Annotated in this window: 29 protein-coding genes; 4 read left to right on the plus strand and 25 right to left on the minus strand. The window is 72.2% G+C overall.

All coding sequences use genetic code 11. The features are described 5' to 3' along the window. The first annotated feature begins 14 nt into the window (after nt 1-14). Nucleotides 15-179, plus strand: coding sequence for a 50S ribosomal protein L33 (gene rpmG, locus ACIG5E_RS16995; RefSeq protein WP_030289986.1), 165 nt, complete (start codon nt 15-17; stop codon nt 177-179). A gap of 29 nt (nt 180-208) precedes the next feature. Next, complete coding sequence (locus ACIG5E_RS17000; RefSeq protein ID WP_396534206.1) at nt 209-472, plus strand: type B 50S ribosomal protein L31; 264 nt, start codon at nt 209-211, stop codon at nt 470-472. Nucleotides 473-536: 64 nt separating this feature from the next. On the opposite strand, the gene ACIG5E_RS17005 is transcribed toward ACIG5E_RS17000, so the two are convergent. The 11 genes from ACIG5E_RS17005 to ACIG5E_RS17055 all read right to left on the minus strand — a co-directional run bounded on the left by ACIG5E_RS17005 (nt 537) and on the right by ACIG5E_RS17055 (nt 8,152). Further along, nucleotides 537-875, minus strand: a complete 339-nt coding sequence (locus ACIG5E_RS17005) for an ArsR/SmtB family transcription factor (RefSeq protein ID WP_396534207.1) — start codon at nt 873-875, stop codon at nt 537-539. Between the two features lie 67 nt (nt 876-942). Then, nucleotides 943-1,365 (minus strand): (2Fe-2S) ferredoxin domain-containing protein, encoded by a 423-nt coding sequence (locus tag ACIG5E_RS17010; protein WP_396534208.1) that lies wholly within the window; start codon nt 1,363-1,365, stop codon nt 943-945. Next, on the minus strand, nt 1,335-2,360 hold the full coding sequence (locus ACIG5E_RS17015) for a WD40 repeat domain-containing protein (RefSeq protein ID WP_396534209.1): 1,026 nt from the start codon (nt 2,358-2,360) through the stop codon (nt 1,335-1,337). The genes ACIG5E_RS17010 and ACIG5E_RS17015 overlap by 31 nt, the downstream gene beginning before the upstream one ends. Next, a complete protein-coding gene (locus ACIG5E_RS17020; RefSeq protein WP_396534210.1) occupies nt 2,357-3,328 on the minus strand; it encodes a CobW family GTP-binding protein in 972 nt (323 codons plus the stop codon). Before ACIG5E_RS17020 ends, ACIG5E_RS17015 begins: the two co-directional genes overlap by 4 nt. Before the next feature lie 32 nt (nt 3,329-3,360). After that, on the minus strand, nt 3,361-3,642 hold the full coding sequence (locus ACIG5E_RS17025; RefSeq protein WP_396534211.1) for a hypothetical protein: 282 nt from the start codon (nt 3,640-3,642) through the stop codon (nt 3,361-3,363). 47 nt (nt 3,643-3,689) lie between these two features. Continuing rightward, the gene (locus tag ACIG5E_RS17030) at nt 3,690-4,160 is read right to left on the minus strand and encodes a Fur family transcriptional regulator (protein WP_396534212.1); all 471 of its coding nucleotides are present in this window, start codon (nt 4,158-4,160) and stop codon (nt 3,690-3,692) included. 24 nt (nt 4,161-4,184) lie between these two features. Continuing rightward, nucleotides 4,185-5,021, minus strand: coding sequence for a metal ABC transporter permease (locus ACIG5E_RS17035; protein ID WP_396534213.1), 837 nt, complete (start codon nt 5,019-5,021; stop codon nt 4,185-4,187). Then, nucleotides 5,018-5,929 carry a metal ABC transporter permease gene (locus tag ACIG5E_RS17040; RefSeq protein ID WP_396534214.1) on the minus strand — a complete coding sequence of 304 codons (912 nt, stop codon included), beginning with the start codon at nt 5,927-5,929 and terminating at the stop codon, nt 5,018-5,020. Before ACIG5E_RS17040 ends, ACIG5E_RS17035 begins: the two co-directional genes overlap by 4 nt. Further along, a complete protein-coding gene (locus ACIG5E_RS17045; RefSeq protein WP_396534215.1) occupies nt 5,916-6,812 on the minus strand; it encodes a metal ABC transporter ATP-binding protein in 897 nt (298 codons plus the stop codon). Before ACIG5E_RS17045 ends, ACIG5E_RS17040 begins: the two co-directional genes overlap by 14 nt. Beyond that, on the minus strand, nt 6,809-7,795 hold the full coding sequence (locus ACIG5E_RS17050) for a metal ABC transporter solute-binding protein, Zn/Mn family (protein ID WP_396534216.1): 987 nt from the start codon (nt 7,793-7,795) through the stop codon (nt 6,809-6,811). Before ACIG5E_RS17050 ends, ACIG5E_RS17045 begins: the two co-directional genes overlap by 4 nt. A 72-nt stretch (nt 7,796-7,867) precedes the next feature. Further along, nucleotides 7,868-8,152 (minus strand): hypothetical protein, encoded by a 285-nt coding sequence (locus ACIG5E_RS17055; protein WP_396534217.1) that lies wholly within the window; start codon nt 8,150-8,152, stop codon nt 7,868-7,870. 18 nt (nt 8,153-8,170) lie between these two features. Here ACIG5E_RS17055 and ACIG5E_RS17060 point away from each other — a divergent pair, with 18 nt between their 5' ends. Next, nucleotides 8,171-8,881: a phosphatase PAP2 family protein gene (locus ACIG5E_RS17060; protein ID WP_396534218.1), complete on the plus strand. Its 711-nt coding sequence runs from the start codon at nt 8,171-8,173 to the stop codon at nt 8,879-8,881. Between the two features lie 297 nt (nt 8,882-9,178). Continuing rightward, nucleotides 9,179-11,320, plus strand: a complete 2,142-nt coding sequence (locus ACIG5E_RS17065; RefSeq protein WP_396534219.1) for a UvrD-helicase domain-containing protein — start codon at nt 9,179-9,181, stop codon at nt 11,318-11,320. A 51-nt stretch (nt 11,321-11,371) separates the two neighbouring features. Here ACIG5E_RS17065 and eis read toward each other — a convergent pair whose 3' ends face one another. The 14 genes from eis to ACIG5E_RS17135 form a co-directional block, all read right to left on the minus strand. After that, entirely contained in the window at nt 11,372-12,100 is a 729-nt protein-coding gene (gene eis, locus ACIG5E_RS17070; RefSeq protein ID WP_396534311.1) for an enhanced intracellular survival protein Eis, read from the minus strand. A 14-nt stretch (nt 12,101-12,114) separates the two neighbouring features. Next, nucleotides 12,115-12,747 carry an HAD family hydrolase gene (locus ACIG5E_RS17075; protein ID WP_396534312.1) on the minus strand — a complete coding sequence of 211 codons (633 nt, stop codon included), beginning with the start codon at nt 12,745-12,747 and terminating at the stop codon, nt 12,115-12,117. Between the two features lie 94 nt (nt 12,748-12,841). Then, complete coding sequence (locus tag ACIG5E_RS17080) at nt 12,842-14,167, minus strand: glutamate-1-semialdehyde 2,1-aminomutase (protein ID WP_396534220.1); 1,326 nt, start codon at nt 14,165-14,167, stop codon at nt 12,842-12,844. A gap of 5 nt (nt 14,168-14,172) precedes the next feature. Then, nucleotides 14,173-14,721: a dTDP-4-dehydrorhamnose 3,5-epimerase gene (rfbC, locus tag ACIG5E_RS17085; RefSeq protein ID WP_396534221.1), complete on the minus strand. Its 549-nt coding sequence runs from the start codon at nt 14,719-14,721 to the stop codon at nt 14,173-14,175. Further along, the gene (locus tag ACIG5E_RS17090) at nt 14,718-15,920 is read right to left on the minus strand and encodes a polysaccharide pyruvyl transferase family protein (protein ID WP_396534222.1); all 1,203 of its coding nucleotides are present in this window, start codon (nt 15,918-15,920) and stop codon (nt 14,718-14,720) included. The genes rfbC and ACIG5E_RS17090 overlap by 4 nt, the downstream gene beginning before the upstream one ends. After that, complete coding sequence (locus tag ACIG5E_RS17095) at nt 15,917-16,864, minus strand: glycosyltransferase family 2 protein (protein ID WP_396534223.1); 948 nt, start codon at nt 16,862-16,864, stop codon at nt 15,917-15,919. Before ACIG5E_RS17095 ends, ACIG5E_RS17090 begins: the two co-directional genes overlap by 4 nt. Continuing rightward, entirely contained in the window at nt 16,861-18,186 is a 1,326-nt protein-coding gene (locus ACIG5E_RS17100; protein ID WP_396534224.1) for a hypothetical protein, read from the minus strand. The genes ACIG5E_RS17095 and ACIG5E_RS17100 overlap by 4 nt, the downstream gene beginning before the upstream one ends. Before the next feature lie 5 nt (nt 18,187-18,191). Then, nucleotides 18,192-19,466, minus strand: coding sequence for a DUF4910 domain-containing protein (locus ACIG5E_RS17105; RefSeq protein ID WP_396534225.1), 1,275 nt, complete (start codon nt 19,464-19,466; stop codon nt 18,192-18,194). Beyond that, nucleotides 19,463-20,488, minus strand: a complete 1,026-nt coding sequence (locus ACIG5E_RS17110) for an NAD-dependent epimerase/dehydratase family protein (RefSeq protein ID WP_396534226.1) — start codon at nt 20,486-20,488, stop codon at nt 19,463-19,465. The genes ACIG5E_RS17105 and ACIG5E_RS17110 overlap by 4 nt, the downstream gene beginning before the upstream one ends. Nucleotides 20,489-20,491: 3 nt before the next feature. Continuing rightward, nucleotides 20,492-21,139, minus strand: a complete 648-nt coding sequence (locus ACIG5E_RS17115) for a PIG-L deacetylase family protein (RefSeq protein WP_396534227.1) — start codon at nt 21,137-21,139, stop codon at nt 20,492-20,494. Then, entirely contained in the window at nt 21,136-21,933 is a 798-nt protein-coding gene (locus ACIG5E_RS17120; protein ID WP_396534228.1) for a sugar phosphate nucleotidyltransferase, read from the minus strand. Before ACIG5E_RS17120 ends, ACIG5E_RS17115 begins: the two co-directional genes overlap by 4 nt. Continuing rightward, a complete protein-coding gene (locus ACIG5E_RS17125) occupies nt 21,930-23,165 on the minus strand; it encodes a methyltransferase domain-containing protein (protein ID WP_396534229.1) in 1,236 nt (411 codons plus the stop codon). The genes ACIG5E_RS17120 and ACIG5E_RS17125 overlap by 4 nt, the downstream gene beginning before the upstream one ends. Further along, nucleotides 23,162-24,436, minus strand: a complete 1,275-nt coding sequence (locus ACIG5E_RS17130; protein ID WP_396534230.1) for a glycosyltransferase — start codon at nt 24,434-24,436, stop codon at nt 23,162-23,164. Before ACIG5E_RS17130 ends, ACIG5E_RS17125 begins: the two co-directional genes overlap by 4 nt. A gap of 1 nt (nt 24,437) precedes the next feature. Next, nucleotides 24,438-25,691 (minus strand): O-antigen ligase domain-containing protein, encoded by a 1,254-nt coding sequence (locus ACIG5E_RS17135; RefSeq protein WP_396534231.1) that lies wholly within the window; start codon nt 25,689-25,691, stop codon nt 24,438-24,440. Between the last annotated feature and the right edge of the window lies 1 nt (nt 25,692).

Below are 25,692 nucleotides of genomic sequence, written 5' to 3' on the forward strand. Positions count from 1 at the left end.
TCCAGGAGGACGCCGTGGCCCGCAACGACCTGCGCCCGATCATCAAGCTCCGCTCCACCGCCGGCACCGGCTACACGTACGTCACCCGCAAGAACCGCCGCAACGACCCGGACCGGCTGGTGCTGCGCAAGTACGACCCGGTGCTCGGCCGCCACACCGAGTTCCGCGAAGAACGCTGACCCGACCCCACCCAGCCAAGGAGAACCCGATGAAGCCCGGTATCCACCCCGCCTACCGCCCCGTCGTCTTCCGCGACCGCGTCGGCGGCCTGACCTTCCTCACCCGCTCGACTGCCACCAGCGACCGCACCATCGAGTGGGAGGACGGCAACACCTACCCCGTGATCGACGTGGAGATCTCCTCCGCCAGCCACCCCTTCTACACCGGCGCCGCCCGCGTCATCGACACCGCAGGACGGGTCGAGCGCTTCGAACGCCGCTACGGCACCGAGGCCGCCCGGCGCCGGGGCTGAGCCACGGATAACGGACGAGGCCCGGGCACTCCCGCGAAGGGAGTGCCCGGGCCTCGGCGTGCGGTCATCTCGGACGCAGATGCTCGACGTGGGCGAGGGCTTGGTCGAGCAGGACCGCGACATGGTGGTCGTGGAGCGCGTAGACGATGTGCCGGCCCCGGCGTTCGCTGGTGACCAGGCCGAGGTTCCTCAACAGGCGCAGCTGGTGGGAGCAGGCTGACTGCTCCATCCCCACCGACTCGGCCAACTCGGTTGCCGGACACGGGCTCTGGCGCAGCCGCGCAAGGATGAGCAGTCGGGAGGGCGCTGCGAGGGCCTGGAGGGTGACGGCCAGTTGCTCGGCGGTGCCGGCGTCCAGGAGGGCGGGTGCGGTCACCGGTGTGCCGGGCGGCGCGTGCCCCATCGGCTGATCCTCCCCTGTAGGCCCGGGCGCCTGCCGGCGGGGTGCCGCCGGCAGGCGCCCGAGTGCGTCATCGGCGTCGGGCCGTGCCGAGCGGCCTGGGCGGTGCGATGCGTTGCAGTTCGAGGGCGGCGGGCAGGTCCGCGATGCCCGGACCGCCCGCGAGGGCCCAGCCGATGACCAGGTCGATGCCGTCGTCGTCCAGCGCCCAACCGAGCCAGACCGCGCGGCCGCCACGGGTGCGGCCACGGGTCGAGGGCTGGACGACGATGACGTTGGACTGCGGGCAGGCGTCCAGGCAGTCCGTGGTCCGGACCGCCAGTGCGCCGCCGGAGGCCTCGGCCGCCGCGCGCAGGCTCGCGAGTTGGCCGTCGTGGTCGGTGTCGGGGTGTTTGCGGGCGCTGCCGCAGCAGCAGCCCCGGCACACGACCACGGTGCACGGCCGGCCGCCGGCCCGCAAGGTCACCGGGCCAGGTTGTCCGGAACCGGCCATGCCTCCACCCGCCCCTCGTAGTCCGCGACCACCAGCACGTCCGGTCCCGCCCAGGCGAGCGCGGTGACCGGCTCGGGGAGTTCACGTTCGTGGACGGGACGGAGCAGCGCGCCGGCCCGGCCGGCGTCGGCCCGCCACAGCGCGACCTTGTTCTCGGCGCCCGCGCTGGCGAGGACTGCGCCGTTGCCGGGCCGCCAGGCCAGGGCGGTGACGGTCTCGTGGGCGCGCAGGGCGCGCGGCTTGGTGCCGGCCGGCCCCTTTCCGGAGAAGTCCCAGACGGTGATGTCGGGGGCGCCGTCGGAGGCGAGCCAGCGGCCGGAACCGTCGAAGGCGAGGCGGGCGATCTTGTCCGGGTAGCCCTGCATGGCGAGTTCGTCGCCGTCGCGGGTACGCCAGATGTGGATGCTGGCGTCCTGGTTGCCGGTGCAGATCCACCGGCCGTTCGGGTTGAGGGCGATGGCGAGGTGCGAGCCGAGGTACTTGTACTCGGCCACCGGCTTCTCGCTGTGCCGCTCGTGGCAGCGCACGCCACCGTAGGCGGAGCTGGCGAGGCGTCGGCCCTCACGCAGCCAGGCCACATCGGTCACGGTGCTGGGCGCGAGGTCGGTGCCCCACTGACGCACGCCGTCCGGATCCAGGACCTGCACCCGTCGGCCGCAGGCGACGGCGACCCGGTCCGGCGAGGCCCACCGTACGGCCGCTGACCAGGACCCGGTTTCCGAGCTGAGGAACCGGCCGTCCGAGCGCCGCCACAGGCCGTAGCCGGTCGGCCCGGCCAGAGCGAGGTGGGCGGCGTCCGGGGAGAACTCGAGAGCGAGCAGGCCTCCGGGCAGGGTAACGGTGCCGACCGGGGTACCGGAGGCGGCGTCCAGGATCCACGCGGTGCCGGCGGCGCCGGCGATGGCGACCAAGCCGGCGCCGGTGGCGACGGCGACGGCGACCGGAGCATCGTCAACTTCCGTGGTCCACTGGGCGGTCAGGGTATCGGTGATCACGCGGCGACTCCGGCGAGGCACGAGGCGAAGCCCTTGTTCAGGGCGTCGCGGTCGAGGTTGCGCCCGATGAAGACCAGGCGGTTGCGGCGCGTCTCGCCGTCACGCCACTCGCGGCCGTTATCGCCTTCGAGCAGCATGTGCACGCCCTGGAAGACATACTGCCGCTCGGAGCCGGCGATGGCGAGGATGCCCTTGGAGCGGAAGATGTCCGCGCCCTGGGTGCGCAGCAACTGCCCGAGCCAGGAGTTCAGGCGGTCCTCGTCGACCTCGCCGGGCAGGTCGATGCCGACGGAGGTCACGGTGGTGTCGTGCTGGTGCTCGGTCTCGGTGAGGAAGGCGGGGTCGCCCTCCAGCACCCGGTCCAGGTCGAAGGCGTGCACGTCCAGGACCTGGGTCAGCTCGACCTTGGCCTGCTGGGCGGGCAGGATCTCGGCGAGGGCGTTGACCTGGCGGATCCGGCCGATGACGTGGGTCAGGTGCTCCTCGGTGACCAGGTCGGTCTTGTTGAGGACGATCTTGTCGGCGAAGGCGATCTGCTCGACGGACTCGTTCTCGACGCCTTCGGGCTTGTCCTCGTCGAGGTGGTCGAGGATGTGGGCGGCGTCGACGAGGGTGACGATGGCGTCGAGCCGCAGGTGGGAGGCGATCTCGTCGTCCATGAAGAAGGTCTGGGCGACGGGGGCGGGGTCGGCGAGGCCGGTGGTCTCGATGACGATGCGGTCGAAGGTCTCGCGGCGGCGCATGAGGGCGCCGAGGATGCGGATGAGGTCTCCTCGGACGGTGCAGCAGATGCAGCCGTTGTTCATCTCGAAGATCTCCTCCTCGGCATCGAGGACGAGGGCGTCGTCGACGCCGACCTCGCCGAACTCGTTCTCGATGACGGCGATCCGCAGGCCGTGCTGCTCGGTGAGGATGCGGTTGAGCAGGGTGGTCTTGCCGGAGCCGAGGAAGCCGGTCAGCACGGTCACGGGGACGCGGGTATCTTCAACTTCGGTGGTGGTCAAGGTCGTTCTCCTTCATCGGTGCCCGGCGATTCGGCCAGGGCGTGTGCGAGCAGTTCCGGGGTGATCTCGTCCAGTGGGTGGTGCAGCGTCCAGCGCCTGGTGGCACCCGAGGGCGGCAGCACCGCGACCACCGTCTCCACCGGTGGGCATCCGGGTTCGGTGCAGTCGAGTTGGCGGATCATGACGATGTCGTCATCGGTCAGCGCGAGCAGTTCCCGGGTCCGGCTCTTGAGAGCGGTCGACAGCGCCGCGAGGCGCGGAGTGGCAGGTCTGGGCATGGCGAATGCCTTCCTCGGTAAGGAAGTTGTTTGAGGTCGAGCGCCGGTCAGGCGGTGGTGCGGCAGTTGGGGCAGACGCCTGCCAGCTCGACGGTGTGGTGCACCTGCGTGAAGCCGGATATCTCGGCGATCTGCTCGGCCCAGGCCTCGACGGCCGTTGAGTCGACCGGCAGGCTCAGACCGCACTCGCGGCAGATCAGGTAGTGACGGTGGTCCGGGCCCGGCCGGTAGCGGAAGAGCCGTTCGCCGTTGGCGTCGCGCACGACGTCGGCGCGGCCGACGGCGGCGAGAGCGGAAAGGGTGCGGTAGACGGTGCTCAGGCCGACCCGCGAACCGGCCTGGACCAATCGGGCATACAGCAGTTGGGCGCTGACGAACTCCTCTGAATCGACCAGCGCCTGCAGGACCTCGGCGCGGCGCGGAGTCGGCCGGCCGAGCAACTCGACGTCACCGGCGGCCGGGCGAGCAGGCGTACGGCCGGCGGCGGCCACGAAGGCAGTGGGCTTCGTGTCGGTCATCCTCTCCCCCGTTCAGCGCTGCGGTCAGGCCGCCGCCGGGCGGACGGCGCGGTGTGGACGGACCAGGAAGGTGGCGGCGTAGACGGCGCTCGCGGTGGCCATGATGGCGAAGCTCGGCGGGAGCTTGGGGGCGGCCGCGCTGAGCAGCAGTCCGCCCCACATCTCGGCGACGGCGAGTGCGGCGGACAACGCGAGGGCGCGGTACGGGCGGTCGGTGAGGCGGATCGCGGCGCCGGCCGGGGCGGCGAGCAGGCCGAGCAGCAGCAGCGAGCCGACCGCCTGGGTGGCCTCGCCGGCGGTGGCGCCGACGAGGGCGAGGAAGGCGAAGCCCAGCAGCCGTACGGGTACGCCGCGGGCGCCGGCCACGGCCTCGTCCAGGGTGGCGAACAGCAGCGGGCGGGCGATCAGCAGCAGGAGCAGGCACACCGCACCCGCGATCACGACGGCGACGGTGGTCTGGTTGCCGTGCAGACCGAAGATCGAGCCGAACAGCACGCTGGTTCCGGCGCCGCCCTGGGCGCCGCTGCGCGAGGTGGTGTAGACGGTCAGGAAGAACGCGCCCAGGCCGAGGATCCACGCGAAGACGCTGCCGATCACCACGTCGTCCGCCCGGCCCCGGCGGCCGAGCCCGCCGATCAGCAGACCCACGCCGATGGTCGCGGCGAACAGACCGAGCCGCAGGTCGTAGCCGCCGGCCAGGGCGGCCATCGCTCCGGTGAACGCGACGTGGCTGAGCACGTCACCGGTGAAGATCTGGGCCCGCAGGACCAGGAAGTAGCCCACCAGCCCGCAGGCCAGCGCGATGAACGTCCCCGCCAGCACCGCGTGCTGGAAGAACGCCTGGGTGATCACCGCGTTCATGCGGTTCCTCCGATCGCGAGCGGCCCGCGGGCGCGGTCGAATGCCCCGCGGATGTAGCGGATCAGGTGGGCGAGCAGGTAGCCCGCGAACGCGAAGCCGGTGACGAAGAAGCCGAGCGGATAGGGCTGGTAGTACGCCGTGATCAGCCCCGCCCAGCACGCCGCCAGCGCGAGCACCACGGACAGCAGCAAGCTGGGCCCCGGCCTGGCGGTGAGCTGTTGGGCGGTCGCGGCCGGGATCACCATCAGCGCGAACACCAGCAGCGTGCCCGTGATCTGGCTCGCCTCGGCCGTCGCCGCGCCCAGCAGCACCAGGAACACCGCGCCCAGCAGCCGCACCGGCACCCCGCGCCCGGCAGCCACCTGCGGGTCGACGGAGGCGAACAGCAGCGGCCGTCCGATCACCGCCAGCACGGCGAGCACCACCGCGCCGACCACCGCGAGCACAACGACCTGGCCGGTGGTGATCCCCAGGAAGTCGCCGAACAGCAGCGCCGTCGGCCCCTCCAGCAGGCCCTTGTAGAGGCTGATGAACAAGTACCCGCAGGCCAGCGCGAACGCCTGCACGGTACCGGTGACCGCGGTCTCCTCCGCCCCGTTCTCCCTGCCCTTGCGCCCGAGCGCGGCGATCACCAGCGCGGCGGCGATGCAGAACCCGAAGTAGCCGAGCGTCGTGGAGAAGCCCGCGAGGACCGCCAGCGAAGCGCCGGGGAAGGCCGCGACGGAGAGGCTGTGCCCGGCGAAGGTCTGCCGGCGCAGGACCATGAACCAGCCCACCACCGCGCACACCACCGCCACGACCAGCCCGGCCCGGAACGCGTTCACCATGGACAGGTAGGACCACATGTCCTGGAAGTCCGCAAGCAGGTTCCAGGAGAACACCGGTGATGCGGTGTCAGCCAGTGACATCGCGGCCTCCTGTGCCGTGCCGGTCAGTGTGGACGGCCGGAGCCTCCGGCTGGCCGACCACCACCAGCCGCCCGTCCGACGTCTGCAGCACCTCAACCGGCGTGCGGTACAGGCGGGTCAGCGTCTCGGAGGTGATCACCTGTTCCGGGGTGCCGGAGACGGCGCCACCCTCGGCGATGTACACCACCCGGTCCAGGTGGTGGAGTATCGGGTTGACGTCATGGGCGACCATCACCACCGACACCCCCTCCAGGTGGCAGATCTTGCCCAACAGGCAGGCGATCGCGGCCTGGTTGGTCAGGTCCAGGCTGTCCAACGGCTCGTCCAGCAGCAGCACGCGCGGACGCCGCACGAGCGCCTGGGCGATCAGCAGCCGCTGCTGCTCGCCACCCGAGCACTGCCCGATCGGCCGGTGCGCGTACTTGCTCGCTCCGACCAACTCGATGACCTGATCGACCCGCTCCCGGGCGGCCCGGCGCTTGGCCCGGCCCAGACCCGGGACGGGGATCCCCCACCGATCCCCGTCCAGGCCCAGCCGCACCACATCCACCCCGCGGATGCGCACGCTCGCGTCGAAGTTGCGGCGCTGCGGCAGGTAGCCCACCGCGGCGCTGCGCTCCCCGGGCGCCGCGCCGAGCACCCGCACCTCACCGGCCGCCGCCGGGAGGACCCCCAGCAGGACCTTGACCAGCGTGGACTTGCCGACCCCGTTCGGGCCGAGCACCGCGGTGAACTCCCCGGCCCCCACAGCCAGATCGACACCCGACCACAAGGTCCGCCCGCCCACGCGCACAGCGGCCCCACGCAGCGACAGCACCGGCTCCGCGCCGGGAACGGTGCGCTCCATCTCCGTACGGACCTTCTCGGCCGGGTGGATGCTCACTTGCCCGTCGCCTGCTTCAGCGCGTCGGCGATGCCCTGCAGCTCCTGGGTCTGCCAGTCCTGGAAGGTCGCGTTCGCCGGAGCCAGGGTCTCCGTCACCTGCGCGACCGGAATCCCCTGCGCCTTCGCGGCGTTGACCTGCGCGACCACGTCGGGGTTGGAGTTCTGCGTGTTGTACACGTAGATCTTGATCTGCTTGCCGGAGATCTGCTGGTCGATGGCGGCCTTGTCGGCGGCGGTCGGGTCGGTGCCCTCGCTCTCCGCGTCCAGGAACGTCTCCGGGGTGAGCATCTTCAGGCCTGTGCTCTCGGCGAGCGGGGTCACGATCGACTCCGAGGCGCCGATCGGGGTGCCCGCGTACTTGGCCTTGATGTCGGCTTCGACCTGGTGGTACTTGGCCAGCGTCTGGGTGGTGAACGTCTGCTTCTGGGTGTCGAAGTAGGCCGCGTCGGCCGGGTCTATCTTCTTGTAGTCGGCGGTGATCTGGTCGATCACCTTGGTGACACTCTCAGCCGAGTACCACTGGTGCGGGTTGTCGCCCTCCTTCTTGCCCAGCAGGTCGCCGACCTTCAGGGCGGTACGGCTCGATGCCGGGTTCGCAGACAGCAACTTGTCCGACCAGGCGTCGTAACCGATCCCGTTGCTGATCACGTAGTCCGCACCCGCCACCGTCCGGCCGTCGGCGGCGGTCGGCTCGTAGGAGTGCGGGTCGGTGTCCGGGTTGGTGATGACGCTGGTGACCTTCACGTGGTCACCGCCCAGCTGGGTGGCGATGCTGCCCCAGAAGTTCTCCGCCGCGACGACCTGGATCACCTTCGATCCCCCGCCGCTGCTCGAACCACCGGAGGCGTTCTTCGCCGACGAGGCGGTCGAGCACGCACTGGTGGCGGCGAGCGCCGCGACGGCGGTGGCCGCGAGAACGGCTCTGACGGGAACGACTCTGGCGGGCTTGCGACGGGCCTTGCTGGACAGGGCGGCACGCATGGCGACTACTCCTTCAAACCTGCTGACCCCTGCCCCCACAGGCAGGGGCCAGCTCCGGTGGACGCCCTCAGCCTAGATGGAAACGGTTTTCATAACTAGATGCCTGAAGCAGGAGATGGAAATCATTGCCAAAACTTGACGCGACAGACGCCTCTGCGCCGACGAGGCCGAGCCAACAGCGCGACTGAACAGCGGCAGGATGCGGAACGCCGGGTCGAACTCTCCGGCCTCTCCGGCGCCGGACAGCCAGGAGTCGTGACCACCCACGGTCACGGCGCGATCTGGATCAGCCAGCACCGGCCCGGCTCCGCCGACGGACGCCCGGCCGATGCCGACCGGGGCTTCCATCTTGCTCAACTACACTGCGATAAAGGTATGTTGAGGCATGATACGGACAACTTCGGTGGGCGGGTGAGCGGCCGGCGGGCGGGCGCGGCGGTGCTGCCGGCGTCGTGGCACGGGTGGCTCGGGCTGGTTGCGGGGTTCGCCGCGTTGGTGGTCGTCGTGCTCGGGGTCCGGTATGCCGGTGAGGGCGGGCCCGGGAGGGTGGACGCGCGGATCGGGGCGGCGCTGGACGGCGTGCGGCCGCCGTGGCGGTCCGTCGCACTGGCCCTGGACTCCCTGGGGGAGCCGGTGGGATCCACGGCGCTGGTCGTGGCCGCCGTGACGGGCTGCCTGCTGCTGCGGCGTCCTCGCGCGGCAGTGTTCACCGTTGCCGCGGTCGGACTGACCGTGGGGGCGGCGACGCTGCTCAAGCACCTGGTGGGGCGCACCATCCACGGCGAGAACCTGTCGTACCCGAGCGGGCACACCGCCTTCGCCACCGCACTCGCCCTCGTCGTGGCGATGCTCGCGACGGGCCGCCAGGGCCGGAACGGGCCCGCGGTCGGGCTCGGGCTAGCGGCGCTAGCGGCGCTGGTGGCCGGCGCCGCCATGGGCTGGGCGCAGGTCGCGCTGGGCGCGCACTACCCGACCGACGCCCTCGCCGGCTGGTGCACCGCCCTGGCGGTGGTACCGGCGACAGCGCGGCTGGTCGACCGGACGGCCGACCGGATGGCCGACGTCAGTCGGCGGAAGCACCGCTGACGTCGGCACCTCACGACACACCACGTCACTTCACGTCAGGCGACGGAACACCGGCTTCACCGGCCGCCCGCCCAGCCAGGGGGTGGGGTCGCCGGCATCCAGCGCCTTCCGGTACACGGCGCACGCCCCGGCCACCACGTCGACGGTGTGGTCGATGTCGGCCTCCCCTGGGGGCCTCCGGCGCGTGCGCCCTCGGCGGCGACTGTGGTGCCGGGGGGATTCGTTCGCCCTCACACCCTGTGCAATCTCGCGCTTCGCACTATGATCGTCACGCTGCGTGTCGATTGGGGGATGTGCATGGCTGCGGGTGGATCGGCGGGGAGGCGGGCGCAGGACGCTCGGCGGCGGGAACGTGACCTGCGTGAACAATGGCAGGCCGCCCGGCGCGAGGCGGGCCGGTGGGAGGCGGCGAGCGACGGTGAGCAACAGGTCGCGGCACGGCTGCTGTTCCTCACCGCGCGCGGGTGGCGGCTGCTCGTGGACCGCCGTTGGCCCGGGACGCGTACGGCGAACGTGGACATGCTGCTGGTCGGACCCGGTGGTGTGTTCGTCATCGGCGTCAAGAACTGGAGAGCCGAACCCACCCTGGTGAACGGCCAGTTGTACGCGGCCGGGCAGAATCGGGACAACGAGGTGGCCAAGCTGCTTGCAGTCACACAGGTGGCTGAACGGGCCGTGGGAGAGCTGGGCCTGTCCCCGGTGGCGGTACGGCCGGTCATGGTCTTCGCCGGACACCGGGTGAACCTCCGGCTCGGCGTCGTGCACCTGCTGGGCGAACCGGAGGTGGCTCCGGCACTGGCCTCCGAGCCCGCTCGGCTGAGACCCGCCGCAGTGCGGGCGATCTCCGATCACCTGTCCCGTGTCTTCCCCGCGTACGAGTCCGCGGAGGTTCCCGCGGCCCGCACCACCGTCCCGCAGCCGGCTCCGCCCGAGCCGGACACGCTCTTCGACGGAGAGGCCCTGCGTGAAGCGGAGATGGCCGCCGCGCGGCAGGCGCCCATCGAGCAGTGGATGACCTTCCTCCACCCGGACCAAGCGGCACTGGTCCGCCGCAACTGGGGTGGCCCGGCACGCATCTCCGGCCCGGCGGGCACCGGAAAGACCGTCGTCGGCCTGCACCGTGCCGCCTACCTCGCCCAGCGCACCACCGGCCGGATTCTCTACGTCACCTTCGCCAACAACCTCCCCCGGGTGCAACGCACCTTCCTCCAGGCGATGGCCCCGGCGATCGCCGACCGGGTCGAGTTCAGCAGTCTGCACGGCTGGGTCCAGTCGTACCTGCGCGAGCACGGCATCGAGACACGCCTGCACGGGAACCGTGCTCGATCCGCCTACAGCCTCGCCTGGCTCCGGTCGGGGCGTGACACCGTACTGGCCTCTCTCGACGCGACGTCCCACTACTGGCGTGAGGAGATCGACTACGTCATCAAGGGTCGTGGAATCACGAGCTTCGACGAGTACGCCGTCCTGCCGCGCCGCCGCCGTCGGACCGTACTGCGCCGCAACCACCGCGAAGCCGTCTGGGCCCTGTACGAGGAGTACGAACGGCTGCGCGTCGAGCGCGGGATCCACGACTTCAACGACGTTCTCTCGCTGGCCGCCGAGCAACTGCGCGTCACGGCCGCCCCGCCGCCGTACGCCGCGGTGATCACCGACGAGATCCAGGACCTGTCCCTCACCGGCCTGCGTGTCCTGCGGAACCTCGCCGGAAGCGTTCCCAACGGTCTGCTGCTGATCGGCGACGGCCAACAGGCGGTCTACCCGGGAGGATTCCGCCTCAGCGACGCCGGCATCGACATCCGGGGCGACCGGAGCCAGGTGCTGCGCACCAACTATCGCAATGCGAAGGAGATCCTGGACACTGCTCTCAGCATCGTCCAGGGCGACGACTTCGAGGACCTCGACGGGGAGCGCACCCCGGGCAAGCGCGACGTCGAACAGTCCTACCGGGCCGGCCGGGTCGCACGGGTAGAGGCCCCGACCCGTGTCGAGCACGACGCGGCGCTGCTCGCGGCGCTGCAACGAGACCTTGGCGACCCGGCCTCGGGGCCGCCGGAGAACCACGTCAACTTCCCGGGGAACTGGGGCGATGCCGCGCTTCTCTGCTCGAACCGGCAACAGCTCCAGCACTACCAGCGGCTTCTCGCCGAGGCGGGAGTGCCCGTCGTCTCGCTCGAACAGTACGAGGGCTGCCCTGTCGCGGCGGTGAAGGTCGGGACCTATCGCAAGGCCAAGGGGCTGGAGTTCAAGCACGTCTACCTGCCGTGCCACGACCAGGCCCTCCGGTGCAGGGCCGAGGACGGCGGGGAAGTGGCGGCGGAACGAGCGGAACTCGCCCGGAGTCAGCTCTTCGTCGCCATGACCCGCGCCCGCGACACCCTCTGGCTCGGCAGCGTCATACCGTCGGACGTCGAGACTCTTCGGACCTCGACGGCGTGAGGGAGCGGAGGTCTTGGTAGCGGGCAGTCCGGATCGCCTTCTTCCGTGGGCTCAGAAGTGGTCGGGCAGCCAGGGGGCCTCACCGGCTGTTGCCTTGAGAAGCCCGGCGAGGGCAGCGTTGGAACGGATGCGGACGCCGGAGAGTCGGGCTGTCTCGGGGCTGCGCCAGCCTCCGGCGTACCACACCGCGAACTGACCGGTGGTGAGGGTCACGTGGCCTTCGTCCGGGGTGGGGGTGAGGTCGCCGGTGCCGGCGCAGATGTGTAGCAGGTAGCGGTGGGGCGTCGTGCGGGGGGCTGCTTGCCCGATCTCGATGGGCAGTTCGAGGTCGATGTCGTGGGACCAGCCGCGCAGGCGTACCGCGCCTTGGGGGTCGAGGATGCGCAGCATCCAGGGGTGCCAGGCTTGGGTGGTGACCTGGTAGCGGTGGAGGTTGTGCAGCAGCAGGTGTGCGGGTGGGAGGGCTCCGCGGCGGAAGTGGATGGTCTCGGTGCGGCTGTGGTGGCGGCCGAGGAAGGCGAGCATCGCGGCAGCGCAGTCGTGGTCGTCTGCCCAGAAGTCGTGGACGGTGAGGTCGGTGCCGTGGTGCTCTCGTCGGTTGGTGGTGAGGGAGAGCCATCCGGCGGTCGGCTGGCCGGAGCGGTGGAAGCGGTAGGTGGTCAGATTGCTCTTGGCGTTCTTCCAGTCCTGCCACCAGGTGGGGCGTTCGAGGGGAGCGTTCCAGCGGCGGGCGAGGTCCCGTTGCAGGGCGCGGGTACCCGGTCCGTCGCCACCACGCAGGGGTCCGCGACTTCCTAGAAGCCGGGCAGGCGCAGGAGCTCGCGTAGCCGTCGGGCGACCACATCCTCGTCCAGCCCCAGCACAGGGGTGAAGCCGAGCCGCTGGGCAGCGACGAGGTTCTCCTCACTGTCGTCCACGAACAGGCACTCCCCGGCGCCGACACCGAGGCGCTCCAGCACGACCTGAAACGCCTCGGGTTCGGGCTTGCGGACACCATGCTCCGCCGACAGCACCACCGCATCGAAGGTGCCGTGCAGATCGAAACCCGCGTACGGGTCGTAGGGCTGCCGCCCGAGGCTGTTGGACAGTACCGCCGTCCGCACCCCCTCCGCACGAGCCTGCCGCGCGACCTGGAGAACCTGGTACGCCGGAAAAGCGTCGTGAAGGTACCTCGCCAGCAGGTTGTCCGGCTTCACGCCCATCAGGGCCGCGAACCCGGTGTTCCAGTCCTCCTGGCTGATCCGGCCGAGTTCAAGATTCCGGAACAGGTCCTGCCCCCGGGGGTCGGACCAGGCACGCAGGAACGTCCCCGGGGCGATCCGCTCCCGGTTCTCGAACCACGTGATGACCTCGACCATGTTCGACGTCAGGACGCCGAAGAAGTCGAAGACCACCGCACGAAACGAAGTCACTGCAGCTCGCTCCATCCGCACAGCGTACGGCCGCTCCTGGCTGGTTGCACCGAGGTTTGGTCAGGTCCGGCGACCGCGTGGCTGGTCGATCGGGTAGCGGACCCTTAGGTCAGGCCTGGCGCCGGAACACCGGCTTCACCGGCCGCCCGCCCAGCCAGGGGGTGGGGTCGGCGGCGTCCAGCGCCTTCCGGTACACCGCACAGGCCGCGGCCACCGCGTCGACGGTGTGGGCGATGTCGGCCTCGTCCAGCGCGCTGCTCACCACGAACGACGGGGCCAGCACCCCGCCCGCTAGCAGCTGCCGCAGGAACAGGGTGCGGTACCGCTGCGACGGCTGGCGGTTCTCGTCGAGGGTGGCGAAGACCAGGTTGCTGGCCCGGCCCCGGACCACGACGTGGTCGCCGACCCCCATGGCGGCGGCGGCCTCACGGACACCGGCGGCGAGCCGCTCGCCGAGGACGTGCAGCCGGGCGGTGACGCCCTCCTCGACGTAGGTGGCCTGTACGGCCATCGCGGCGGCCAGCGAGTGGGTCTCCGCGCCGTGGGTGGTGGAGAGCAGGAACACCCGGTCGCCGTCTCCGCGCAGCCCGCCGCGCTCCATCAGGTCGCGGCGCCCGGCCAGGGCGGAGACGGCGAAGCCGTTGCCGAGGGCCTTGCCGAAGGTGGAGAGGTCGGGGACGACGCCGTACAAGCCCTGGGCGCCGGCCTCGGACCAGCGCAGGCCCGTGATCATCTCGTCGAAGATCAGCACGCAGCCGTGCCGGTCGGCCAGTTCGCGCAGGCCGGCGAGGTATCCGGGCGGCGGTTCGGTGTGGCCGGCGGGTTCGAGGATCAGGCAGGCGATCTCGCCCCGGTGGCGGGTGAGCAGTTCCTCGGTCGCGGCCAGATCCCCGTAGGGGAAGGAGACGGTGAGGTCGGTGATCGCCGAGGGGATGCCGGCGTCCATGGGGGTGGTGCCGATGAACCAGTCGTCAACTGAGAAGAACGGGTGGTCCGCACAGATGGCCACCCGCGGGCGCCCGGTGGCGGCGCGGGCGAGCCGCACGGCGGCGGTGGTGACGTCGGAGCCGTTCTTCGCGAACTTCACCATCTCGGCGGTCGGCACCGTGGCCAGGAAGCGTTCCGCGGCCTCGACCTCCACGACGGACGGCCGGACGAAGTTGCTGCCGCGGTCGAGTTCCCGCCGCACCGCCTCCAGCACCCGCGGGTGGGCGTGGCCGAGGCTGACCGACCGCAGGCCGGAGCCGTACTCGACGTAGCGGTTGCCGTCGACGTCCCAGACGTGGGCGCCGCGGCCGTGGCTGATGACCGGTGCGAGGTGCTCGGGGTACTGGTCGTCGCCCTTGGCGTAGGTGTGTGCGCCTCCGGGGATCAGGGCGTGCAGCCGCTCGTTGGCCGCCCGCGACTTGGGGAGCTGGAAGTCGTCAACGGTCATGGGACTCAGTTCTCCTCAGAACGCAGGGCCTCGGCGAGGCTCCGCGCCTCCCGGTCCCGCTTGGACATCGACACGGGCGGCAGCGGCCAGGCGATGGCGAGCTCCGGGTCGTCGAAGGCGATGGTCACGTCCTCGCTCGGGTCGTGCGGGCGGTCGATCCGGTACGAGACGTCGGCGTCGGTCAGCGCCTGGAAGCCGTGCGCGCACCCGGCCGGGATGTACACGCTGGCCTGCGTCTCGCCGGACAGTTCGAAGGTGGCCACGTTGCGGTAGGTCGGCGAGTCGGGGCGCAGGTCCACGACCACGTCGAACACCTCCCCGTGCGAGCAGCGCACGATCTTGGCCTCCCCGGCGCCGGAGCGCAGGTGCAGGCCGCGCAGGACGCCCTTCACCGAACGGGACACGCTGTGCTGCACGAAGGCGTCGGGGTCGAGGCCCACGGAGCGGAACACCTCGGCGTCGAAGGTGCGGCAGAAGAAGCCGCGCTCGTCGGTGTACGGGGTCGGGGTGAACAGGTAGGCGCCGGCGATCGCCGGGACTTCGGTGACCTTCAAGAGTGGTCCTTAGGCAAGTTCGGGAAGAGGGCCGCGGTCAGGGCGGTGAACTGGTGGCCGAGGCGTCGGCCGGCCGCGAGGTTCCGCTCGGCGAGGGTCAGCCGCAGCTCCGCCGACCGCTTCTCCAGCTCCCGGAACTGCTCCAGCAGCCGGTCGGCGTCGACCTCGCGCGCCGGATGGCAGTACGCGCCCAGGCCCATCCGCTCCATGAGCGCGTCGCTCTTGGCCGCGTAGCTCAGGGCGAGGGTCGGGGTGCCGACCTTCAGCGCGCAGATCAGGTTGTGGTAGCGGGTCGCCACCACGGAGTCGGCGGCCGCCGTCTCCTCCATCAGCTCGGCCAGGGAGGCCGCATCGGAGGCGGTGACCAACGGTGAGCCGACCGCCTCGATGATGGCGGTGACCACCGCGGCGTCGGCGCCGTCGCCGATGAGCAGCCGCACCTGCCGGCCGTCCTCGACCAGGGTGCGGACGAAGCAGGTCGTCCCGTCCACGTAGCGCCGGTGGATCTCGCGGGCGCGGGCACGGTCGTCGTTGCCGCCGTGGAAGTCCATGACGCCCACGCAGACCCGCCCGGGCGAGGGATCCGGGGCGGCGGGCGTCGGCAGGGCGAAGGCGAGGTCCGGGTAGACCTCGTCCCGCGCGGTGTCCACGCCCATCGCCCACATCGCGTCGCGGGACAGCGTGTCCCGGTAGGACCGGTACGCGGCCAGCCGTGCCGACCAGCGCACCAGGGCCCGGGTGGGGCGGTCGGCGATCGCGGCGGCGCCGACGCCGACCAGCGCCACCCGGGTGCCGACCAGTCGCCCGGAGGCGCAGAGCAGGAACAGCGCGTACGGGAAGCCCCAGGGCCGCAGGGGCAGTGTGGCCTCCAGGACGCCCATGCCCGGCACGATCACCACGTCGTGCCGGCGCACCCAGGCGGCGGTGCGGACGGCGTCGACGAGTTTGCCCAGGCCCTTCGCCGCGATCGCGCCCACCCGCGACGCGGTCCGGTACTCGCCGCGGTACCAGTGCAGCCGGGTCGCGGGGATCCGGTACCGGGCCGCGACGACCTCCGGTCCGCCGCACAGGGCGTCCACGACCGCCTCCGGGTGCTCGGCGCGCAGGTAGCCGAGCACGGCCTCCAGCGACCCGTCGTTGCCGAGGTTGCCGGAGCCGAGCAGGCCGAACACCCCTACCCGCAATGGGGGTTGCTTCATGCCCGCCTCCCCTCGCGTCCGGCCACCAGGGCGTCGACGGAGACCGTGAGCCGGGCCGGGTCGGCCGGGGCGCGGTCCTCGACCCGCTCGCCGGCGCCCGGCCGGAGCCGGCTGGTCATCCAGGAGGCCAGGTGGCGGTGGCAGGCGCGCCGGTCGTCCGGGGACAGCGGCGCCCGCCGGATCGCCGAGGCGAAGCCCCAGACGTACTCGGCGAGCAGTCGGGGCGTCGGGTGCAGCGGCCCGGCCCGACGCGGGTCCAGGTTGACGCACCGGGACCGCTTGGAGGGGTTCGCCCGCTCGGCGCGGGTGGGGTGGTCGCGGCGGAAGTAGAGCAGCTCCGGCACCTGGTGGAAGGGCCCGTGCAGGGTGATCTCGGCGACGAAGGTGCGGTCCGCGTGGTGGTAACTGTCGTGCGGCTTCACCCGGCGCAGCACGTCGGCCCGCATCACCCCGTAGAAGTCGTCGCCGCCGGGCTCGAACAGCAGGCTGCGGAAGCGCTCCGGCGCGTACGGCGATTCGGTGGCGAGCCCGTACTCGTAGGGGACCTTCACCCGGCCGTGCTCGTCGATGACCGCCTGGCCGGAGTGGGCGAGGATGATCTCCGGCCGCTCGTCCAGCGCCTCCACGCAGCGCAGCAGGAGGTCCCGGGCGTAGAGGTCGTCGTGCGAGGCCCACTTGAACAGTTCGCCGCGGCACTGGGTGAAGACGTAGTTGTGGTTGGGCGCGGCGCCGATGTTCCGGGGCAGCCGCAGGTAACGGATCCGCGAGTCCCGGGCGGCGTACGCGCGGCAGATGGACTCGGTCGCGTCGGTCGAGGCGTTGTCGGTGATGACCAGCTCGAAGTCCTCGTAGGTCTGGCCGAGCAGGGCGTCGAGCGACTCGGCGAGGTACTCCTCGCCGTTGTAGACGGGCAGGCCGATGCTCAGTCGGGGAACGGCGGTCACGGTGTCCTCACTTCGGGGATGGGGTCGCTCATTTCGGGCCTGCGGGGGCGTTCGCGCAGGGCGCTCCGCAGCTGCAGCCACCACAGGGCCGAGCCGCAGGCGGTCGCGGCGGCGACGCCCCAGGCCGAGCCGACCGTGCCGGCCGCGGCCGCCCCGCCGAGCCCGCCGCCGAGGTAGCAGGCGGAGGCGAACAGCTGGCAGCGCAGGCTGCGCCGGGCCGCGGCGAGCGCGCGCAGCCCGGCCGCCGCGCCGCTGCCGAGGCCGGCGCCCGCGACGCCGAGCGTGGCCGGGACGATGAGCTGCGAGGCGGAGTGCCAGACGTCGCCGAGGACGAGTTCGCCCGCCCGGTCCGGCATCAGCAGCAGCGCCGCGCCCCACAGCAGCGCGGCGGCGGCCTGCCCGCCGCCCAGCAGGAGGCAGAACCTGCCGAGCCGTTGCGGTGCCTGCCGCAGCACCCGGGCCGCCTCGGCCACGGTGACCAGCGACAGCCCCATCAGCAGGGCGAGGAACGGGCCGAGCAGGAGTTCGGCGCCCCGGACCGCGCCCACCGCGCCGACCCCGGCGATCGCGCCGAGCCCGTACGCCCGCAGCTGGCCGGCGCCGCTGAGGCTGACGTTCTCGACCAGGTACCGGCTGCCGAGGTCGCGCTGCTCGCGGAGCCACCCGCGGGCCCTGGTCACCCGGGGCCGCAGGCCGGACTGGAGGCAGCCGTACGCCGCGGCGACCGCGGCGGAGGCGCCCCAGGCGAGCAGGAAGGCGGCCACGGTGCCCACCCGGGCCGCCACGACCATGGCCGGGACGAGCATGACGCCCTGCACCAGGTCGTTGGTGAACGCCTTCTTCCCGGTGCCGGCGGCGAAGAACGCGAACCGCCAGGCGTCCTGGAGCAGCAGCGCCGGCAGGGCGACGCCGAGGCAGGCGAAGGCGGGCCCGACCCGGCCGCCGAGGCCGAGCCCGACCAGCAGGCACACCGCGCCGAGGGTGGCGCCGACGGCGAGCGCGGCCCCGGTCGCCCGCGCCGCGGCGGCCCGCCAGGGCGCGTTCGGCACGCCGCTGAAGCGCACCACGAGCGGGTCGGTGGCCAGCCCGCGGGCGACGTTGAGCACCACGCCGTAGGTCAGCCAGGCCAGGCTGAACACGCCGAAGGCACTCACCCCCAGCTCGCGGGCCACGTAGATGCCCACCGCGAAGTTGGTCATGCTGGAGGCCGCCTGGTCGGCCAGCCCCCAGGACAGCCGGCCGACGACGCCACGCTTGCCGGTCGGCCGGGCCGCTCCCGGCGCGGTCGCCGGTGTCGTCGTCTTCACCCCCTCGGTGGTCATCGGCGTCACGCCTTGATCAGCCCGGCGCCCTGGAGGGCGCCGGCCGCGACGGCGACCGTGTCGAAGGGCAGCCCGGACCGCTCGGCGACGTCCAGCAGGCTGTGCCGGCCGTCGGAGAGGCTGAGCACCCAGAGCATGGCCAGCTGGGCCTGCTTCGCGTCGCTGCGGCCGCCGAGCGAGTCGTACAGTCCGCGTCGGCCCAACTGCGGTTCGCCGTACGGGCAGAGGTTGAGGTAGCTCCGGTTGCGGTCGAGCAGGGAGAAGGCCTCCCGGCAGACGGCGAGGGTGTCCGCCATCGCCTCCGGCTTGACGAAGTCCGGGTCGTCCGCCGAGGTGTGGTACTCGGGGTACCCGGCGTACGGGGTGCGGCTGAGCGAGCCGACGCCGAGGTCGAACCCGGGTGAGCAGAACTGCCGCTCGTCGTAGCCGTACGGGGTGAACTCGGTGACGCGGTGCGGGCGTTCGGAGGCGGCCAGGACGTGCCGCAGCACCCGGTCGATCTCCGCGTCACCGCGCCGGCTCTGCTTGTACGTCAGCTGTCCCGGGTCACCGGCACAGGCCAGCACCAGCCCGTGCCTGACCCGCTCCACCCGCTCCGCGTTGCGGGCCAGCCAGGTGATCGCCCCGATGGTGCCGGGGGCGAACAGGAAGCGGTAGGTGTAGTGGGGCGACCGCTGCGCCAACTCCCGTGCCAGGAACGTCGCCACCGCGATGCCCGCCAGGTTGTCGTTGGCCAGCGACGGGTGGCAGACGTGACAGGAGACGATCACCTCGTCGGCGACCTGCCCGGGGACGACGTGCTCGGCGTAGGTGAGGTGGCCGTCCGCGAGCGTGGAGTCGATGCGCACCTCGTAGTCGCCGTCCGGCAGGGCGTCCAAGGTCTCCTGGGCCAGGCAGAACCCCCATTCCGGTGTGTAGTAGCTGGTGCGGTACGGCACCCAGGTCGGGTGGTCGGGCAGGGTGTGGAGGTGTCCGCGCAGTTCGGCCAGCGGCATGGTCGCCACCACCGGCACGCTGTAGCCGAGCACGTGCAGGCTGGACGCGGCGAAGTCGACGACCCGGCGGCCGGAGACGTCGGCGATGTACGCGTCCCGGATGTTCCACTCCTGCGGCACCGTCCAGTCGAGCACCCGCGTCCCGGTCGGCACCTCGTGCACCTGCAGCGGAAGGTACTCGCCGACGATCTCCAGGGTGGCGCGCACCCCGTCGCCGGTGATGCTCCGGCAGAGCGGGTACAGCCGCTCCACCAGCGCGTGCATCTCCTCCCCGACCGCGCTCATCGGCGCCACCGCAGGGTGTCGTCGACGGCGCCGGCCTCGGACGCCCGGCGCAGCACGGCCAGCCGGGTGAAGTTCCGCTCGAAGGCCTCCCGGGTCAGCCCGAACTTCCGGTAGGCGTCGGCGAGTTCGAGCGCGCCCTGCTTGACCGTCCACTCGCAGTCGAAACCGGGCAGCGCGGCGCGGAACCGGGAGAAGTCCACCCGGTACGACCGCGGGTCGGCGCCGGTCTCCCCGGTGATCACCACCCGCGCGCCGGCCACCGCCTCGGCGACCTGCCCGGCGATCTCGGCGACGGTGACGTTGTTGGCCTCGGTGCCGATGTTGAACGCCCGGTCGTGCACCGCCTCGCGCGGCGCGGTCAGCGCGGCCGCGAAGGCCCGGGCGATGTCGGCGGCGTGCACCAGCGGGCGCCACGGGGTGCCGTCGGAGAGCACCAGCACCTCGCCGGACAGGTGCGCGTGGCCCACCAGGTTGTTCAGCACGATGTCGGCGCGCAGCCGGGGCGAGTAGCCGAAGGCGGTGGCGTTGCGCATGTACACCGGGCTGAAGTCGCCGTCGGCCAGCGCGTGCAGGTCGTCCTCCACCCGCACCTTGGACTCCGCGTACGGCGTCACCGGGCGCAGCGGGGCGTCCTCGGTGACCAGCTCGTCGCCGCCGGCGGCGCCGTAGACGGAGCAGGTCGACGCGTACAGGAAACGCCGCACCCCGGCGTCGCGGGCCAGTCGGGCCAGCCGTACGGAGGCGTGGTGGTTGATGTCGTACGTGAGGTCCGGCGCCAGCGAGCCCAGCGGGTCGTTGGACAGCGCGGCGAGGTGGATCACGGCGTCCACTCCGGCCACGTGGTCGGCGGTGACGTCGCGCAGGTCCACCCGGTGCCCGGGCGGGTCCACGGGCACCGGGCCGAGGACGCGGTCCGCGAACAGGCCGGCGTCCAGCCCGACGACTTCGTGCCCGGCGGCCGCGAGGACCGGGGCCATCACGGTGCCCAGGTAGCCCTGGTGTCCGGTCAGCAGTACGCGCAAGGTTCAGCCCCCCAAATTGAGAGTGAGTTTGGTGACGGCGAAGGCCTCGGCGTAGCGGGCGTGGCATTCGATGCCACGGATCCGCGCCAGCCCGAGGAAGGCCTCCCGGTCGTACCACGGCCGGTGCCGTTGCGAGGGGTAGTGCTCCTGCAACAGCCGCACCTTCTGTTCCGCGGTCTCCGGGGACAGCGGCTGGTACGCCGACGGGCGGCCGAGGTCGCCGTCCCACTTGACGATCTCGTAGCCGAGCACGAGGTGGTCGCGGAACGCGGTGGGGACCAGCTTCGCCAGGCCGCGGTGGTCCTGGTGCGCGTCGTCGGTGCGCGGCGCCAGGAGCAGGTCCGGCTCGGTCTGCCCGCGCAGCTCCTCGACGGCGCTCTTGGCCTCGCCCCAGTGCGAGGGCAGTCGGCCGTCCGGCAACTTGAGGACGGTCAGGCGCAGTTCGGCCCCGGGACAGAAGGCGGCGAGCGCGGCCCGCTCCTCCTGCTCCCGCTCGCCGCCACCGCCGGAGAGCACCAGCGCGTCGACCCTCAGCCCGGGACGCGCCAGGCACATCGTCAGCAGCGTGCCGCCGGCGCCGATGGCGATGTCGTCGCAGTGCGCCCCCAGCGCGACGATCCGGTCCAGGCGCCCGGCGCCGAGCCGGATCACGCGGTCCTCACCCCGGCGCCGTCCTTCTCCCACACGGCCCACGGGCGGTCGCCCCGGACGTAGGCGGCATCGAGCGCGGCCCGTTCCTTCACGGTGTCGGTCGGCTTCCAGAAGCCGCGGTGCTGGTGTGCCACCAGCCGTCCGCGCTTGGCCAGTTGGGTGCATCCGTCGGCGACCAGGTCGCCGTTCTCCGGGATGTGGTCGAAGACCTCCTGGCGGAGCACGAAGTAGCCGCCGTTCTCCCACAGCGGCAGCTCGCTCACCGCGGTGATGCCCCCCACCAGGCCGTTCTCGCCCAGCTCCACGCAGTGGAACGAGGACTGCGGCGGCACCACCATCATCGAGGCGCCGGCGTCGCGCTGGGCGAAGCGGTCGATCATCTCCGGCAGCGGGGCGTCGGTGAGCACGTCGGCGTAGTTGGCGAGGAACATCTCGTCGCCGTCCAGGTGGTGGCGCACCCGGCGCAGCCGCTCCCCGATCGGCGACTCGATGCCGGTCTGCGCGAAGGTGATCGTCCAGGAGGCGATGTCCGTGGACAGCAGCTCGGTCCGCCCGCCACGCAGCACGAAGTCGTTGGACGTCGTCTCCTCGTAGTTGAGGAAGAAGTCCTTGATGTGATGGGCCCCGTACCCGAGGCAGAGGATGAACTCGGTGTGCCCGAAGTACGCGTAGTAGCGCATGACGTGCCAGATCAGCGGCCGGGGGCCGACCATCGCCATCGGTTTGGGCATGTCGTCGGAGGCTCCGCTGCGCATCCGCAGCCCGTAACCGCCGCAGAACAGGACGACCTTCACGCCTTCGCCTCCACGATGCTCAGTTCCGGGATGGGGAAGACCAGTCGGCCGCCCCACTCGTGCACGAAGGACAACTGCTCGACCAGTTCGGCCCGCAGGTTCCACGGGAGGACCAGGACGTAGTCCGGCTGGTCGGTGCCGATCTGCTCGGGCGCCAGGATCGGGATGCGGGTGCCCGGGGTGAACCGGCCGTGCTTGTAGGGGTTGCGGTCGACCGTGTACGGGAGCAGGTCGGGCCGGATGCCGCAGTGGTTGAGCAGGGTGTTGCCCTTGCCCGGGGCGCCGTAGCCGACGACCGTCTCGCCGCGCTCGGCGGCGTCGATGAGGAACCGCAGGAGGTCCCGGCGCACCTTGGCCACCCGGGCGGAGAACTCGGTGTACCCGGACAGCTCCTGGAGCCCGGCGGCCTTCTCCCGGTCCAGCACCTCGGCCACCCGCCGGCTCGGCTCGCCGGCCGCCCCGGCCGGGCGGGCCCACAGCCGGATGGAGCCGCCGTGGGTGGGCAGCAACTCGACGTCCACCAGCGTGAGTCCACCGCTCGCCAGCGCCCGGGTCGCGGAGGCGACCGTGTAGTACTGGAAGTGCTCGTGGTAGATGGTGTCGTACTGGTTCTCCTCGATCAGGGTCAGCAGGTGCTGCACCTCGATGGAGACCCAGCCGTCGTCGGCCACCAGGGCGCGCAGTCCCCGGGTGAACCCGACCACGTCGGGGATGTGGGCGTACACGTTGTTGGCCACCACCAGGTCCGCCGGGCCGTGCTCGGCGCGCACGGCCGAGCCGGTGTCCGGGGAGAGGAACTCGGTGAGCGTGGGCACGCCCGCCTCCCGCGCCGCGGCGCCGACGTTCACCGACGGTTCGATGCCGAGGCAGCGGATCCCCCGGTCCACCACGTGCCGGAGCAGGTAGCCGTCGTTGCTGGCGACCTCGACCACGAAGGCGTCGGGGCCGAGGCCGAGGCGCTGGACGGCGCCGTCGACGAAGGTGCGGGCGTGCTCCACCCAGGAGGTCGAGTAGGAGGAGAAGTACGCGTACTGGGTGAAGGTCTCCTCCGGCGTGATCAGCGGGGGGATCTGCGCGAGCCAGCAGTCGGTGCAGACCCGCAGGTGCAGTGGGTACGCCGGTTCCGGCCGGTCGAGTTCGTCGGCGGCGAGGAAGCTCTCGCACGGCGGGGTCGCCCCCAGGTCGACGACGCTCTCCAGCGCCGCCGAGCCGCAGAGTCGGCATCGTGTCATGTGGTGCCCCCATTCCCGCCCGCGCGGGTTCCCCGCCGCGGGCCAGCGTTTGCGTTCCCTACCGGCGGCGCGCCGTCCGCGCCGCCGGACCGACCCGCGATCGCGGTGCGGTACCCCTCCACCAGGCGCTCCAGCCCGACGGCCGGGCTGAACCCCTGCTCGTAGCGGCGCCGGGCCGCCTGGCCCATCTCCTGGTTGCGGTCCGGCAGGGCCGCGATCCGGCGGATGGCGGACTCGAGGGAGGCCGCCTCGCCCGGCCGGTGCAGCAGTCCGGTCACCCCGTCCTCGACGAGTTCGACGAAGGCGCCGTGACCGGCGGCGACGACCGGCACCCCGGCCGCCATCGCCTCCACGACCACCAGACCGAACGCCTCCAGCCAGGTCGAGGGCGCCAGCACCGCGACCGACCGCGCGACGGCCTCCCGGCACCGGGCCGGGTCGTACAGGCCCGCGTACCGCACGTCGTCCCGGCCCGCCGCCCAGGCGGTCACCTCCCGCTCCAGCGGCCCCGCGCCGGCGATCACGAGTGGCACGCCCACCCCGCCGTCCGCGGCGAGCCGGTCCCACGCGGCCATCAGCAGCCGCACGCCCTTGGCCTCCGCGAGCCGGCCGAGGTAGAGCAGGTGCTCACCGGCGCCGGTTCGGCCGACGCCCGGCTCGGGCACGAAGTTGTGCTTCACCGCGAGCCGTTCGGGCGGCAGGCCGGCCCGCGCCAGGACATCGCGCTGCGCCGCGGAGATGCAGAAGAACCGCTCCACGCCGGACCACCACCGCCGCCGGTTGACCGCCAGGCTGACCGCGAGCGGCACCGTCGCCAGCCGGGAGCCGCGGTAGCAGCCGTGCCGGACGGCGGGCAGCGGTGACCCCCCGACGCACTCGGTGCACGGCCGGCCGTCCCGCTGCAGCGTGCCCGGCGGGCAGACCTGGGTGTAGTTGTGCAGGGTGGCGACGGCGGGCACCCCGGCGTCGGCGCAGGCGGACAGCACCGCGGGCGACAGCAGCGGGAAGACGTTGTGGACGTGCACCACGTCCGGCCGCTCGGCGCGTAGCCGGGCGGTGAGCTCCGCGCGGACCGCAGGGTTCCACGGCACCAGCAGCGGCACCGCGACCTTGCCCAGCAGGGACCGGGCGGCGATGTCGTCGCTGCGCCGCTCGAACACCTCGACCCGGTGGCCCGCCTCGCGCAGCAGCGCCACCTCCTGGTCGACGACCTTGTTCTCCCCGCTGGGCTGCGCCGAGCCGTAGCGGTTGTGCACCACGAGGACGTGCATCTCAGGTCACCTCTTCACGCGTCGGGCGGGGAGCGGCAGGGGCCGCCAGCAGCGAGGCGGCCACGGTCAGGTGCAGCAGGTACGGCGAGGCGTCGCCGAGCCCGGCCTCGGTGTACGACGCGATCGCGCAGTAGCTGATCAGGAAGATCGCGCAGGCCCTCGACAGCGACGGCGGCCGCAGCAGCGCGACGCCGCCCAGCGCGACGAAGACCGCCGCCACGATGGCGGTGCCGGTCAGGCCCTGTTCGTTGTAGACGGCCAGCCAGCTGTTGTCGATCGGCAGCCCGCCGAAGGACTTGTCGCCCAGGCCCGTGCCGAACAGCTGCTCCAGGGTCGTGCGGGGCGCTGCCAGCAGGGCGTCCCAGACCTTGGCCCGGCCGGTGAGGTTGGAGAAGTTCTCCTGGCTCTGTCCGCGCAGGAACCACGCCTCCAGCAGCGAGCTCAGCGCGACCGCGGCCACGGTGGCGCACAGCACCGCCCAGCCGAAGAACCTGCGGGCGGCGGCGCTGGTCAGGACGAGCGAGCCGATCGCCAGCGCCAGCCCGATGATCAGGCCGAGCGTGGCCGTGCGGGTGTGGGTCAGCGCGAGCAGGACGAGTGAGGGCACGACGATCGCGGCCGCACTGGCCCCGGTGGTCCGGCGGCCCAGCAGGAGCAGCACGGTGAGGCCGGTGATCACCGCGGCGTACTGGCCGATCTGCGGCGGGGTGAGCGGCCACAGCGCGCCGACCAGCCGCCCGCCGTAGAGCTCGGGCATGGCCGCGCCCGGTGAGACGACCAGGCCGGCGGCCACCGACACGAGCACCGCGAAGTACATCCGGATGTGGTAGCGGACGAACGTCGGTCCGCCGTCCCACCAGCGGCTGAGCAGCCACAGCGTGCCGACGAAGAGCGCCAGCCGGAAGCAGCGGAAGAGCGCGCCGAACCCGGACTCCAGGTGCGCGCTGGAGACCACGCTCAGCACCAGCAGCAGGGTGAGCAGGCACAGGAAGGCGCTGGCCCGGATGCGCAGCCGCGGGTTGAGGACGAGCGCCAGCGTGAACGCGCAGACCAGCGCGCCCATGGTGGCCATCTGGATGAGGGAGCGGGGCAGCGGGATGATGGTCACCGCCCCGGCGGAGCCGAGGGTGTTGAGGATCAGCAGCCCCCAGATCACCTCGACGGTCCTGGGCGGGCCGGCGCGGCGCGGTCCGGCGCCGGGCCGCGGCTGTCCGGTGTCCTCGTCGAGCCCTTCACGGGTCAGGTCCCGGCCCATC

Source organism: Kitasatospora sp. NPDC053057 (assembly GCF_044546945.1).
Lineage (GTDB): Bacteria > Actinomycetota > Actinomycetes > Streptomycetales > Streptomycetaceae > Kitasatospora.

What these genes read in the sequence shown, in the direction of transcription:
- ACIG5E_RS17000 (WP_396534206.1), top strand. Translation starts at nt 209, where the DNA reads ATGAAGCCCGGTATCCACCCCGCCTACCGCCCCGTCGTCTTCCGCGAC.
- ACIG5E_RS17005 (WP_396534207.1), bottom strand. Translation starts at nt 875, where the DNA reads ATGGGGCACGCGCCGCCCGGCACACCGGTGACCGCACCCGCCCTCCTG.
- ACIG5E_RS17010 (WP_396534208.1), bottom strand. Translation starts at nt 1,365, where the DNA reads ATGGCCGGTTCCGGACAACCTGGCCCGGTGACCTTGCGGGCCGGCGGC.
- ACIG5E_RS17025 (WP_396534211.1), bottom strand. Translation starts at nt 3,642, where the DNA reads ATGCCCAGACCTGCCACTCCGCGCCTCGCGGCGCTGTCGACCGCTCTC.
- ACIG5E_RS17030 (WP_396534212.1), bottom strand. Translation starts at nt 4,160, where the DNA reads ATGACCGACACGAAGCCCACTGCCTTCGTGGCCGCCGCCGGCCGTACG.
- ACIG5E_RS17035 (WP_396534213.1), bottom strand. Translation starts at nt 5,021, where the DNA reads ATGAACGCGGTGATCACCCAGGCGTTCTTCCAGCACGCGGTGCTGGCG.
- ACIG5E_RS17040 (WP_396534214.1), bottom strand. Translation starts at nt 5,929, where the DNA reads ATGTCACTGGCTGACACCGCATCACCGGTGTTCTCCTGGAACCTGCTT.
- ACIG5E_RS17050 (WP_396534216.1), bottom strand. Translation starts at nt 7,795, where the DNA reads ATGCGTGCCGCCCTGTCCAGCAAGGCCCGTCGCAAGCCCGCCAGAGTC.
- ACIG5E_RS17060 (WP_396534218.1), top strand. Translation starts at nt 8,171, where the DNA reads ATGTTGAGGCATGATACGGACAACTTCGGTGGGCGGGTGAGCGGCCGG.
- ACIG5E_RS17065 (WP_396534219.1), top strand. Translation starts at nt 9,179, where the DNA reads ATGGCTGCGGGTGGATCGGCGGGGAGGCGGGCGCAGGACGCTCGGCGG.
- ACIG5E_RS17075 (WP_396534312.1), bottom strand. Translation starts at nt 12,747, where the DNA reads ATGGAGCGAGCTGCAGTGACTTCGTTTCGTGCGGTGGTCTTCGACTTC.
- ACIG5E_RS17080 (WP_396534220.1), bottom strand. Translation starts at nt 14,167, where the DNA reads ATGACCGTTGACGACTTCCAGCTCCCCAAGTCGCGGGCGGCCAACGAG.
- ACIG5E_RS17090 (WP_396534222.1), bottom strand. Translation starts at nt 15,920, where the DNA reads ATGAAGCAACCCCCATTGCGGGTAGGGGTGTTCGGCCTGCTCGGCTCC.
- ACIG5E_RS17100 (WP_396534224.1), bottom strand. Translation starts at nt 18,186, where the DNA reads ATGACCACCGAGGGGGTGAAGACGACGACACCGGCGACCGCGCCGGGA.
- ACIG5E_RS17105 (WP_396534225.1), bottom strand. Translation starts at nt 19,466, where the DNA reads ATGAGCGCGGTCGGGGAGGAGATGCACGCGCTGGTGGAGCGGCTGTAC.
- ACIG5E_RS17125 (WP_396534229.1), bottom strand. Translation starts at nt 23,165, where the DNA reads ATGACACGATGCCGACTCTGCGGCTCGGCGGCGCTGGAGAGCGTCGTC.
- ACIG5E_RS17130 (WP_396534230.1), bottom strand. Translation starts at nt 24,436, where the DNA reads ATGCACGTCCTCGTGGTGCACAACCGCTACGGCTCGGCGCAGCCCAGC.
- ACIG5E_RS17135 (WP_396534231.1), bottom strand. Translation starts at nt 25,691, where the DNA reads ATGGGCCGGGACCTGACCCGTGAAGGGCTCGACGAGGACACCGGACAG.